Genomic DNA, 12641 nt, shown 5'->3' on the forward strand with positions numbered 1-12641 from the left:
GCAAATCTATGCGCCCACCTCCGCCGCTTCCTACGGGGGATATGCCTGTTGTTGTTATTGCAGGTCGGCCAAATGTTGGTAAATCCACGCTGTTCAACCGCCTTGTCGGGCGTAGGCAGGCGCTTGTGGCGGATACGCCCGGCGTAACCCGAGACCGCAAGGAAGGTGTAGCCCTTATTCGTGGGCGCTATGTGCGGTTGATTGATACAGCCGGCTTGGAAGAAGCTGCCCCCGAAAGCTTGTTTGGACGGATGCGCTTTTCTTCTGAAAGCGCTGTGCGTGAAGCAGATTTGGTACTGTTTTGTGTAGATGCGCGCGCCGGTATTACGCCAGCGGATGAGCATTTTGCGCAGTGGATCCGGCGTCAGAACCGGCCTGTGCTGTTGGTTGCCAATAAAACCGAAGGGCGGCTTGGCACGGCTTCTGCAATGGAAGCCTATGCGCTGGGTTTGGGTGAGCCTTTGGCGCTTTCTGCCGAACACGGTGAAGGTGTGACCGATTTGATGTGGGAAATTGCCGATAGGCTGCCCGCAGAGCCGGAGCATAAGGCAGAACCTGAAATCGAAGCAGAAGATGATTTTGCTGTAGAAGAAGGGGAAGAACCTCCGCGTCCTACAGGCCCGCTGCGTGTGGCTATTGTGGGGCGGCCCAATGCGGGTAAATCTACCCTCATGAACGCCCTTTTGGGTGAAGAACGTATGATTACCGGCCCGGAAGCAGGGCTAACCCGAGATTCCATTGCCGTAACGCTGCGAGATGGCGATGATACGTTTGAAATTGTAGATACGGCGGGTTTGCGCAAAAAAGCGCGCATTGATGAATCTCTGGAAAAAATGTCCGTTTCGGCTGCTATCGAAGCGCTGAAAATGGCAGAAGTCGCCGTACTGGTTCTGGATGCTACATTGGGTGTGCATGAGCAGGATTTGCAGATTGCTCGCTTAATTGAACGTGAAGGCCGTGCCTGCGTATTGGCCCTGAATAAATGGGATGCCGTGCAGGATCGGGTAGCCACGCGCAATGCTATTCTGGACCGCCTGAGCATTTCTCTGGCGCAGATGCGGGGCGTGCCAGTTGTTACTTTTTCTGCACTCACCGGGGCTTCCATTCACAAGCTGCTGCCCGCAGTGCGTGATGCATGGACAGTATGGAACGCACGTGTGCCAACAGGTGCCCTCAATCGCTGGTTTGAGGAAATGCTGGAACGCCATCAGCCGCCATTGGTGCAGGGGCGTCGGTTGAAGCTGCGGTATATTACGCAGGTTAAATCTCGTCCGCCAACGTTTGTCATATTCGGTACGCGGGCAGAGCAACTGCCGGATGATTATAAGCGCTATCTCGTAAATGGCCTGCGTGAAACGTTTGACCTGCCGGGTGTGCCTATCCGCCTGCAAACGCGCGGCACCAAAAACCCTTACGCAGATTCCTGATCTGATAGGTGTCGTCTCGCCTTCTCGTCAGAGCAGTATTGGCAGCCACTATAAATACTGTTCTGACAAGATGAGGATGAAAGCATAGGCTCCATGATTGCTGCATGGTTTCTTGTTGCATGGGGCACTGCATCAGGTAGTGCCCATATTGTTTTGCCTATGGCGTCTGAACTGGCGTGCGAGGCTGCGGCTCATACATTGGCTGTGCAAGGTGGGTGGGAGAAACATGCCTGCGTGCGTTCTGGTTTCCCAGAAAAAGCAGGTAAGTAACGCCTTGCAGGCAGAAGGACGTTTTGTTCCATGACACAGCTCCCCACTTCTCAGTCAGCACCCGTGGTGGATGGGCTGCATGGAGCTGCCCGCAATATGGCCATGCTGGCTGTGGCGCTTTCTGTTTTTCTGGCATTGCTGGATTACGCCATTGCCAATGTTGCGCTGCCCGATATTGCGCGAGATTTAAACGCATCCTCATCTTCATCCATCTGGGTTGTAAATGCCTATCAGATGGCCAGTCTGGTTTCTCTTCTGCCGTTGGCAGCATTGGGGAGCAGGGTAGGGTTTGCCCGGCTTTGTCAGGTTGGGATTATCATTTTCATGGTATCATCCCTGTTCTGTGCTACGGCCACCAGCTTGCCTATTTTGGCGGGTGCGCGCGTGTTGCAGGGCATTGGCGGCGCCTGTATTATGAGTGTGAATATCGCGCTGGTGCGTTTTATTTACCCGCATGCAGAAATAGGGCGCGGCATTGCCCTTAATGGCGTTGTGGTAGCGCTTGGTGTGGCATTAGGCCCTACGGCTGCTGCGGCTATTCTCACTATTGGGTCTTGGCCATGGTTGTTCTGGATTAATTTGCCGTTTGGGGCTTTGGCCTTGGGCATGGCTTTTTATGCATTGCCTACAGTACCGCGCACTTCTGGCAAGTTGGATATTACAGGCAGCATATTGTGTATGCTAGCTTTTGGTGCCTCCGTAATGGGAGGAGATGGGCTGGCGCATTCCCAAAACACAGCCATTTCCTGTGCATTGCTTCTGGCTGGGCTTGCCGCCGGAGTGCTGCTGGTGCGGCGTGAGGCAGAAGCTCCGCAACCAATTTTGCCGGTTGATCTGCTTGAAAATCCAGAATTTGCAGTGGCTTTTATCACCGGGTTCTGTGGTTTTGTGGCCTCTAATTTCTATATCGTTTCCATGCCGTTTACGTTGCACAACACTCTTGGCCTTAGTTCGGCTGCAACGGGTTTGCTGATTACCCCTTGGCCGTTAGGCATTATGTGCGCTGCTCCGCTTATCCGGCGGGTGGCGGATAAGGTTTCTGCTGGTGTGTTGTCTTCCATCGGACTGAGTACAACGGCATTGGGGTTCTTTTTGTTGTGGCTGCTGCCTGCTCATCCTTCTGTGTGGGATATTGCATGGCGTACCGGTGTAGCAGGCTGGGGGTTTGGTTTTTTTCAGCCCCCCAATAATCGGGCCATGATGGTGGCTGCACCTCATAACCGCGCGGGCGGGGCCAGTGGTATGGTGCAGGTTGCGCGCCAAGCGGGGCAGACCTTGGGGGCTATGGGGGTTGCGGCCTTTTTTACGTGGTTTGTGCATGGGGCCACGCAAAAATGCCTGCTTATGGCCGGATGTGTTGCGTTATTTGCCGCCACGTTAAGTGCAAGCCGTTTGTTTCTGAATACAAAAAAAGCAGCCTGACGCTGCTTTTTATTGGTCGTATTATATGCGGTCGTTCAGACTTCAGCTTCTAGGAAGATGCGGTTTACATCACCCATCCATGCGCCGTAATAACGTTCCAACCAACGTTCGGCCTGTGTGGGGGCACCAGCCACCAAAGAGGTGAGGGGGGCGAGGTAAACCCATTCCGTTTGCCCGCTTTCATCCGTCATGTCTCGTCCCTGTAGGCCGTCCATGGCAATGGCAATCATTTGTGCGGCCAGATCGCGCACTGTGCCTTCGCCCCAAGGCGTATCCAGCCCCATAAGTGGCACAATATCCCGCAGTTTCACGTAGTCTTCCCACGGATGAGACTTAACGAGTTCCCAAGCGGATTCTAAGGCTGCATCATCATACAGCAGGCCTGTCCACAAAGTGGAAAGAGCCAGCATCATTTCAGGTGAGCCAGCATCTGCCCCGCGCATTTCCAAAAACTGCTTGAGCCGCACATCGGGGAAGGCTGTTGTAATGTGGTCTTCAAAATCCCCAATGGTGGGGGTTACATCTTCCAGACCATCCTGCCGTTCCCCATTCATCCATGCGCGGAAGGAGCGGCCCGCCACGTTGCGCATCTTGCCATCACGCATAATGAAATACATGGGCACATCCAGCACCCATTCCACATAGCGTTCAAAACTGAAGTCATCTTCAAACACACATGCCAGCATGCCAGAGCGGGCGTTGTCCGTATCTGTCCAGACCTGCGCGCGGTTGGAAAGAATGTTGTTGGGCTTGCCTTCTACAAAAGGAGAATTGGCAAACAGGGCTGTAGCTACAGGTTGTAGCGCCATGGAAACACGCATTTTGCGCACCATGTCCTGCTCAGACCCAAAATCCAGATTAACCTGCACGGTGCAGGTACGCTGCATCATGTCCAAACCCATTGAGCCAACTTTGGGCATGTATTCACGCATAATGGCGTAGCGGGATTTTGGCATCCACGGCAGTTCTGCCCGTGTGGCAGTGGGGTGGAAGCCCAAAGGGGCAAACCCCAGCCCAAGTTCACGTGCAATAGGGCGTACTGCATCAAAATGGGCTGTCAGTTCTTCTGCTGTTTCGTGCAACGTGCGCAAAGGCGCGCCAGAAAGTTCAAACTGCCCAGCAGGTTCAAGGGAGATAGCAGCCCCTGCGGCTTCACCACGCCCTTTCAGGCCGATGATGTTGTTGTTATCGAGAACAGATGTCCAATCATCCGGCTCAAACTTTTGCAGACCTTTGAGCAGCGCTTCAATACCATTGGGGGCATAAGGCGGGGCAGAATAAGCTTTTTGCCCTTCTTTTACGGATTCTGGACGCAGAAAGCCGAATTTTTCGTGTTCCGTGCCAATCCGCCATGCGTCACGCGGCTTGCATCCCTGCGCAAGCACTTCGGCCAGCTGTGCAACGGTGCGGGCAGGGGTTTCATCTGATGCGCCGGGGTTGGACATGGGGTATCACAGATCCTTGAAAAACAGAGAAATCGCACTCTGCGCCAGCAAAGCGAAGATATGGAAGCGTTATTGTGACAAAACCGCAGCCGAACGCAAGCCACAGCCTATAAGAGCAAGCCCAGCAGCAACGGCTGTATCAGCCCGCAACACCAACGGGCCTAGGGATATTGGGGTGATGCAGGAATATTTCAGCATCATCTGACATTCTCTATCACTTAGGCCACCTTCAGGGCCAACTAAAAAACCATCACCTGCATGTGCATCGGGTAGCAGCGCGGGGGTATGTATTGCCCGGTTCTCTCCACGTTCTATGCCTGCAAATAGGCGGTGTTCCTGTGGCCAGCTTGCCAGAAAATCTGTGAATGACTGTGGGGACTCTATGTGTGGCACATCAAAGCGCTCACATTGCTCCGTGGCTTCGGTGGCGATGGCGTGCAGGCGGTCTGGGTTGATGCGGTGAGTATTGGTACGTTCGGTTATAAGGGGCACAAAGTGCGTGACACCCAGTTCCGTGCCCATGCGCAAGGCCAAGTCTGTGGCATCACGCTTTAATAGGGCAAAAGCCAGAACCAAAGCAGGTTGTGGCGTGGGGGAGCGCAATTGGTGTTCTAGCGCAAAAAAACCTTTGTCCTTCCGGATTTCCGTAATGCGGGCCAGCCATTCTCCACTTTTTGCGTTGAAGATGCGCACATGGTCTCCGGCTTTTTTGCGCAGCACGGTGCCCAGATAGCGGGCCTGATCTGGCGCGATGGGCAGAGTTAGGCCTGTTTGGGCGTCTCCCAACGTTTCTGGAGCATTGTAAAGGCGCGGAAGGTGCGCTGTGGCATCTGTTACAACCATGGTTACCGGGTCTGTCTAAGCTGAAAGGTGTAAGTGATTCCCGCTTTGTGGCATAGAACACCAGCCCTTAACACCATATGCCTTTCTGAACAGGATACGTGAGCAGCCGTGTCAGTTTCTTCCAGCCATACAGATATCCGCATTACAGGGTGGATTGCCCATCTACCACCAGCATTGCAGGCCTATGCTTTGCTTGCACGGCTGGATAGGCCCATAGGTACGTGGCTTTTATGGCTGCCGGGCATGTGGGGCATTCTGCTGCCTCAGGGTGTTGCTACTTTCGAGCGTATCCGGCTGATTGTGCTGTTTGGTATTGGCAGCCTTGTTATGCGGGCCGCAGGCTGCGTTGTAAACGATATGTGGGATAGGGACATAGACCGGCAGGTGGCGCGCACAGCGGGGCGGCCACTGGCATCTGGCGCGTTGAGCATGAAGCAGGCGACACTGTTTTTGGTGCTGCTTTTGCTGGCAGGCTTGGCTGTTCTGGTGCAGTTAAACAGCCTTTCGTGGGTGTTGGGTGTGTCATCCCTGCTGTTGGTAGCGCTTTACCCATTGGCCAAGCGGTTTACGTGGTGGCCACAGCTTGTCATGGGCTTTACCTTTGGGTTTGGCGCTCCCATGGGGTATGCGGCAGCCGCAGGGCATTTATCTTGGGCGCAGGCAGCTTTGTATGCGGCAACCATCGTTTGGCAACTGGGGTTTGATACCATCTACGGCTTTCAGGATATGGAAGACGATGCCCGTATTGGTGTAAAATCCACCTCTCGCCTTATGGTGGGTCGGGCACGTGGGTTTATTGGCGCCTGTTACGGGCTGATGCTTGTTTTGTTGGCTCTGGCGGCTGTTTTGGCGGGGGCTGGCCCGTTGTTTTGGGTGGCTTTGGTGGTGCCTGCCATATTGTTGTGGCAACAGGCCCTTAAGGTAGACCCCACAAGCCCCGCTTTGTGCTTGGCTCAGTTTCGGGCTAATCGAGAAATTGGCTTGGCCGTAGCGCTGGCGCTCGTTGCTGGGTTGATAGCTGTATAAGCCTGCATGTTTCATATGAAAGAAACCACGTTCATGAAATCCACTTTCCGGGCTGTTCTGCCAGCGGCTATGGGGTTGGTTCTGGCTGGCAGCCAAGCTTACGCACAGGATGATACCGGTGAAACGGCTATTCCCGTGGCATCTTCTTCCGCACCGGCTGCTGTGGCGCTTTCTGCATCAGATAAAGCATGGCTGAAGAGGATTGAGCAGGCGCTCAACCAATCCAAAACCTTTCAGGCCCGCATTCAGCAACTGGATGCAGAGGGAAAGCGCACCACCGGCACCGTATGGATGAAGCGTCCCGGCCAGATGCGCCTGGCGTATGATCCACCATCCCCACTGCTTCTGGTGGCAAATGGCGGGAAGGTTGTGTTCCGGGATAACCAACTGGATCAAACCACGGTTATTCCCATTGAGCGCACACCATTGGGCCTTTTGCTGCGCCCCCATGTGAGCCTGACAGATGATGTAACAGTTACGGGCTTTCAGCATGATAACGGGTTGGTGCAGGTAACGCTTGTGCGCACGTCTTCTCCCGGTGATGGCAGTCTGACACTGGTTTTTTATGAAACACCAGTTGCTCTGCGATCATGGAGTGTGCTGGATGCGCAGGGGCGGGAAACCCGCGTAACCTTGTTTGATGTGCATGCAGGCGCAGATATTCCAGCCAGCACCTTCGTACTGCCAGCAGAGAACGATTAAACTGTGTTGAAAGCAGCTTTTTCCTCCTCTCTTCTGGAAAAAGCTGCCGTGCGGGCCGATATATTCATACAGATTGAGACAGATTAAAGTGAGGCACGCAGGCCATGGCCGCAGAGCGTGAACCCCCGATAATGGGTGATGATCTTTTTGGGCTTTCTCCTGAGCCATCGCAGGAGGGAAGCGCGGACGCACGTAAAAAGCCAGCGCCCACACAGCCATTGGCCGACCGTTTGCGCCCGCAGCGGTTGGAAGATGTGGTAGGGCAAGCGCACCTGTTGGGGCCAGAGGGTGCGCTAACGCGTATGCTCGAACGTGGTTCTCTTGCCAGTCTGATTTTGTGGGGTGGGCCGGGTGTAGGTAAAACCACTATCGCGCGCCTGTTGGCCCAAGCTGCGGGGCTGAAATTTGTGCAGCTTTCCGCTGTGTTTTCTGGTGTGGCGGATCTGAAAAAAGCGTTCGAGAACGCACGCAGGCAAGCAGAAGCTGGTGGTGGCACACTGCTGTTTGTAGATGAAATTCATCGCTTCAATCGTGCGCAGCAAGATGGCTTTTTGCCTGTTGTGGAAGACGGCACCGTTGTGCTGGTAGGCGCTACAACCGAGAATCCTTCCTTCGCGCTTAACTCGGCTTTGCTTTCTCGCTGTCAGGTCATGGTGCTGAATCGGCTGGATGATCCTGCCTGTGAAGCCCTTCTGGTAAGGGCGGAGGAAGAAACAGGCCGGCCCTTGCCGCTTACGGAAGATGGACGCGTAACCCTCCGCGCCATGGCGGACGGTGATGGTCGTTATCTGCTGAACATGGTGGAGCAGCTTTTAAGCCTGAAAACAGAAAAGCCGCTGGATGCGCAGGCACTTTCCCGCCTGTTGGCAAAACGCGCCATTTTGTATGATCGGGATAGGGAAGAGCATTACAATCTTATTTCCGCGCTGCATAAATCCATGCGCGGATCAGATCCAGATGCGGCCCTCTACTGGTTTGCCCGCATGCTGGAAGGGGGGGAAGACCCACGTTATCTGGCCCGCCGTATGACACGCTTTGCCGCAGAAGATATAGGCATGGCAGACCCACACGCCCTGCCATTGGCTGTGGCTGCGTGGGAAACATATGAGCGCCTAGGCTCACCAGAGGGGGAGCTGGCTTTGGCTCAGCTTGTGGTACATCTGGCCACAGCCCCCAAATCCAATGCAGTTTATAAAGCCTATGGTGCTGCGCGCCGTGCCGCCAAGGCCACAGGCAGCCTCATGCCGCCTGCACATATTCTAAATGCCCCCACAAAGCTGATGCAGGATATCGGCTACGGTAAGGGCTATCAGTATGATCATGATGCGGAAGAAGGCTTTTCTGGTCAGAATTATTTTCCCGACGGTATGAGGCGGCAGAACTTCTATAATCCAACGGGCAGAGGCTATGAACGGGAGGTTCGTCACAGGCTAGAAACGTGGTCCCGCTTGCGGGATCGGCGTTAGTCGTGAATATCGGCGCATGAGTGTTGTCAATCGTACCGTAAGCGAAGACGAAGATGGTATTCGTCTGGATCGCTATTTTCGCCGCCATTACCCGCATCTTACGCAGGGGGCGCTTCAAAAACTGTGCCGCACAGGCCAGATTCGTGTTGAGGGCAAAAGGGTAGAAGCTTCTACTCGGCTGGAGCCGGGGCAAACGGTGCGTGTGCCCCCTATACCCATGGCCGCTAAACCCGCGCGAGATATGCCGCGCCCGCTGGATGAAAAACTGGCGCGCGAAATCCGCAAGATGGTGGTGTATCAGGACAAGCACGTTATTGTTCTTAACAAACCCGCAGGGCTTGCCGTGCAGGGTGGCCCCGGCATTACCAAACATATTGATATGATGCTGGATGGCCTGCGGGAAGAAGATGACCCGCGCCCACGGCTGGTGCACCGGATTGATAAAGATACTTCCGGCTTGCTGCTGTTAGCTCGCACACCCGGTGTGGCTGCCAAGCTGGCCGCATCTTTCCGTGGCCGGGATGTGAAAAAAATCTACTGGGCGGTTGTGGTTGGGCGGCCCGACCCACTTTCGGGTGAAATAGACCAGCCATTGGCGCGTTTGGGTGCAGGCCCCGGTTCCATAACCGTGGCGGCAGACCGCAAGGATGCCGATGCGCAATTTGCACGTTCTGTTTACGAAGTGCTGGATTCGGCTGCGCGCAAGTTTTCTTGGCTGGAGCTTTCACCGCTTACCGGGCGTACGCATCAGTTACGTGTGCATTGCGAGTCTTTAGGTACGCCTATTTTGGGTGATCCCAAATATGGTGGGGCGGCTGCACATCCTTCCGGTTTTACAGATAGGCTGCATCTGCATGCCCGTATGCTGGATATGCCTCATCCGGCTGGTGGGCGCTTAACCGTAAGTGCCGAATTGCCGCCGCATATGCGTGAAACCTTCCGAACCCTTGGGTTTGTGCCGGGCACTACACCACCACCGTCACGCCGTGGTGGCCAAGGATAAGGACGGTTTAAGTTGAAACAGGAGAAACGCACATGCGTCTGAAATGGAAAATCGGCCTGTTGGCGGGGGCCGCTGTTCTGGCGCTGGGCGGTGCCACGATTGTATCTGCTACACAGGATGCAGATTGGCTTAAAACACGGTTGGCCGATGCCGTGGAAAGTAGCACAGGCCGTCACCTCACAATCGGCCAGTTGCATGTGTGGATTCTGCCTTTTCCATGGGTGGAAGCAAAGGGCGTCAAACTTTCCAGCGTGGCGGAAGATGGCGTAAATATGCTGGATATCGGGCAAGTCCGTGCCCGGCTGGCATTGTTGCCGCTGTTTTCGCACCGCATTGCGTTTGAAGATGTCAGCCTGATCAGCCCACAAGTGCAGTTGCGGCGTTTGGCGGATGGGCGGGCAAACTGGCACTTCACACCGCAGGAGCGTCAGAGCAGCGGTGGAGGGACTTCTTCCAGTTCCGGTAAGATGCACTGGAATCTAACGGTCTCAGACCTTTCACTCACGCAGGCGCAGGTAGCTTGGCTTGATGCAGTGCATCATCGTTCCGGTGCGTTTCAGGTTGCCGAAGGCAAGGTTAAAGGGCTTTCAGGTAACGCACCTGATTTTGACGTAAAGCTGCGTAAAGGGGCTGGTCAGTTAGCGCTTACCGGGCAAACTGGGCCTTTGTTGCCAATGTCTGCCCAGTTGCCAATGCAGCTCAGAATTTCCCTTACCGTTAATGGTCATCCTGCTGGGTTGGCCCATATAGATGGGTCCATCACAGATCCACAGGGCCAAAAGGTTTATGCGTTGCAGATTGGTGGCTCTGTTGCGCAACTACGTGATCTGAATGTCTTTTTTCCGCATGCAAATCTGCCAGATGGCCGTAACGTATCTATAGATATGGCTGTTGGTGGGCAGGGGGCGCAGCCTGCACCACAAAGCCTGCATGTGCGGGCAGAAAATGTGGATGTGGGCGCATGGTTGCCACAGGCCGCGTTAACACGTGTGGTGATAGACACAGCCCGGCCAACAGACCCGGTGACGACCCAGATTGATGGTCAGGTTGGGGCGCAGGTATTAAGCCTGCGCGGCACGGTTGGCACAATACAGCAGTTGGCTCAGCCTGAGCACGTTGCGCAGCAGGTTGTGCCGGTGGATTTAACGCTTACACAGGGTGAATCCAGCATACACGGCACAGGTACCCTAAGTGCTGGGGCTTCTGCGTTGGATGTGCATGGCCAGCTTGCGCATGTGGCGCCCGGTGGTGATCTGCCAGCCGCCAATGATTTTAAGGTAGATGGCCACATAGATGTTGCCGATACGGCTGCGTTGATACGGCACCATGCTGTGCCGGATGTGCTGCGTGGCGCGCATGGTGCGGTGGATGTGCAGGCGCAAAGTGTAAATTGGCAAGGTGTTACATGGGCGCATGTTAGCACGCATGCTACGTTGCAAAATAGCAGGCTAACGCTTGAGCCCGTGCAGGCAGAGGGCAATGGTTTCCAGCAGGTCGGCCGCTTGGTGTATGATGTCGCAGGTGCCGTGCCTCAGATTGAATTGGCGGCGCATCCTGTATTTTTACCATTGCCTGTTGTTGAGCGCTGGCTTGGCCTTTCTGCATCTCTTTCTGGCACGGTGCAGCTTGTAGGAGCAGTTTCCACACAAGGGGAAACGCCGGAAGATCGGCGCAACAATCTGGATGGTCACCTTGGGGTTTCGGTTGTGGATGGCAGCGTAAGTGGGGCCGCTATTCGCACCCTTTTAGGGCCACAGGTGCCTGTTAAAGGCAAAATGCCAGTCAGGTGCTTTGGCAGCCATATGCAGTTTGCGCAGGGTAACGCCAACATTGATATGCTAGGGCTGGAAACGCCGTTTCTGGTTCTGCATGGGCACGGCACAGTGGGGCTGGGCTCTCAGGCGCTAGATATGCATCTGTCTCCTCGTGTGTTGCTGGGTGGGGCTTCGGCTTCTTCCGATGTTGCAGTTACAGGTACATTGTCAGACCCCAAACCGCGTATGGACCCGGCTTACGAGGGCCGATACGGCATAAGTATTGGTGGAAATGATGGAGAGGGAGATAGTTGCCCCTCTATGCTTTCCGCTGCGCGTGAGGGTGTGGCTGGGCCAGATGCTCCGCAGAAAAAAGCGGGCAAGGAAGGAAAGGTCATGAACATGTTGCGTGGCTTGGGGCTGTTCCAATGAAAATGGCATCTACCGAACATAATGTTTCTGGCAATGCGCCTGCTGGCCGTAAGCGGTTCTGGAAGCTGGCCAATGTCACGCCGGAAGAGCAGGGCTTTGTGGTGCAACTTGATGGGCGCAGCATTCGTCTGCCACGCAAGACTCCGCTATGTGTAAAGTCTCGCGCGTTGGCAGATGCACTGGCGGCGGAATGGCAAGCCGCCGGGCAAAATGCAGATGGTCGTTTTTCACCTGCAGATTTGCCTCTTACCGGCATTGCAGGCTCCATGATCGAGCGTATTCCTGCTGAGCGGGAAGGGGTTTTACGCAGCCTTCTGGCTTATGCGGGAAGTGATCTGCTGTGCTACCGGGAACCGGGAGAAGGTAAGCTGGCACAAGCCCAGCGTAAGGAATGGAATCCGTGGCTGGACTGGCTGCGTAAGCAATATGGTGTCACCCTGCACACATCCTCTGGCGTGATGCCAATTGTGCAGCCTGAAGAGTCGTTGCAAAAGCTCTATGATGCCATGGAAAAGCTGAACCCAGCGGAATTGGCTGTGCTTGCTGTTTCCGTGCCTGCATTGGGGAGCCTTGTGCTGGGTTTGGCGCTGGTGAATGGTGCAGGTTCTGCAGATGAGCTGGTGGCCAATGCAACGCTGGATGAACGTATGCAGATGGCTGTATGGGGTGAGGATACGGAAATAACAGACCGTATTGCCGGTATACAGCGGGAAGTGGCCGATGCCGCCCGTTTTCTAGAGTTAGCGCGCAAGTCTGCGGATTGATGTCAACCCGAATGCCTAAGGATTTATATTCGGCGTAACCCTTGGCAAGTTTGCAATCTTCCCCAAGTATGGAGCAGTTCAAGCTTT

11 protein-coding genes are annotated in these 12641 nt (G+C 54.9%); 9 read left to right on the top strand and 2 right to left on the bottom strand.

Features of this window, described 5'->3' with window-relative positions; genetic code table 11:
- The first annotated feature begins 8 nt into the window (after nt 1-8).
- The 3 genes from der to FKW31_RS04455 all read left to right on the top strand — a co-directional run bounded on the left by der (nt 9) and on the right by FKW31_RS04455 (nt 3119).
- The gene (der, locus tag FKW31_RS04450) at nt 9-1427 is read left to right on the top strand and encodes a ribosome biogenesis GTPase Der (RefSeq protein ID WP_193562043.1); all 1419 of its coding nucleotides are present in this window, start codon (nt 9-11) and stop codon (nt 1425-1427) included.
- A gap of 93 nt (nt 1428-1520) precedes the next feature.
- On the top strand, nt 1521-1697 hold the full coding sequence (locus FKW31_RS15990; RefSeq protein WP_157884514.1) for a hypothetical protein: 177 nt from the start codon (nt 1521-1523) through the stop codon (nt 1695-1697).
- 30 nt (nt 1698-1727) lie between these two features.
- Nucleotides 1728-3119, top strand: coding sequence for an MFS transporter (locus FKW31_RS04455; RefSeq protein ID WP_063354290.1), 1392 nt, complete (start codon nt 1728-1730; stop codon nt 3117-3119).
- A gap of 35 nt (nt 3120-3154) precedes the next feature.
- Here FKW31_RS04455 and FKW31_RS04460 read toward each other — a convergent pair whose 3' ends face one another.
- A complete protein-coding gene (locus tag FKW31_RS04460) occupies nt 3155-4564 on the bottom strand; it encodes a glutamate--cysteine ligase (protein ID WP_006116485.1) in 1410 nt (469 codons plus the stop codon).
- A gap of 69 nt (nt 4565-4633) precedes the next feature.
- A complete protein-coding gene (locus FKW31_RS04465) occupies nt 4634-5407 on the bottom strand; it encodes a 16S rRNA (uracil(1498)-N(3))-methyltransferase (RefSeq protein ID WP_150177925.1) in 774 nt (257 codons plus the stop codon).
- 108 nt (nt 5408-5515) lie between these two features.
- Here FKW31_RS04465 and ubiA point away from each other — a divergent pair, with 108 nt between their 5' ends.
- From ubiA to FKW31_RS04495, 6 genes are all read left to right on the top strand, one after another.
- Nucleotides 5516-6433 (top strand): 4-hydroxybenzoate octaprenyltransferase, encoded by a 918-nt coding sequence (gene ubiA / locus FKW31_RS04470; RefSeq protein WP_089179265.1) that lies wholly within the window; start codon nt 5516-5518, stop codon nt 6431-6433.
- 6 nt (nt 6434-6439) lie between these two features.
- A complete protein-coding gene (locus FKW31_RS04475; protein ID WP_150177926.1) occupies nt 6440-7135 on the top strand; it encodes an outer membrane lipoprotein carrier protein LolA in 696 nt (231 codons plus the stop codon).
- Nucleotides 7136-7239: 104 nt separating this feature from the next.
- The gene (locus tag FKW31_RS04480; protein ID WP_150177927.1) at nt 7240-8601 is read left to right on the top strand and encodes a replication-associated recombination protein A; all 1362 of its coding nucleotides are present in this window, start codon (nt 7240-7242) and stop codon (nt 8599-8601) included.
- A gap of 16 nt (nt 8602-8617) precedes the next feature.
- Nucleotides 8618-9604: an RluA family pseudouridine synthase gene (locus FKW31_RS04485; protein WP_089179263.1), complete on the top strand. Its 987-nt coding sequence runs from the start codon at nt 8618-8620 to the stop codon at nt 9602-9604.
- 32 nt (nt 9605-9636) lie between these two features.
- Nucleotides 9637-11790 (top strand): AsmA family protein, encoded by a 2154-nt coding sequence (locus FKW31_RS04490; protein ID WP_150177928.1) that lies wholly within the window; start codon nt 9637-9639, stop codon nt 11788-11790.
- Complete coding sequence (locus tag FKW31_RS04495) at nt 11787-12554, top strand: ATP12 family chaperone protein (protein WP_150177929.1); 768 nt, start codon at nt 11787-11789, stop codon at nt 12552-12554. Before FKW31_RS04490 ends, FKW31_RS04495 begins: the two co-directional genes overlap by 4 nt.
- Nucleotides 12555-12641 lie beyond the last annotated feature (87 nt).

The sequence above is a fragment of the Acetobacter sp. DmW_136 genome (genome assembly GCF_008690365.1).
Lineage (GTDB): Bacteria > Pseudomonadota > Alphaproteobacteria > Acetobacterales > Acetobacteraceae > Acetobacter > Acetobacter oryzifermentans.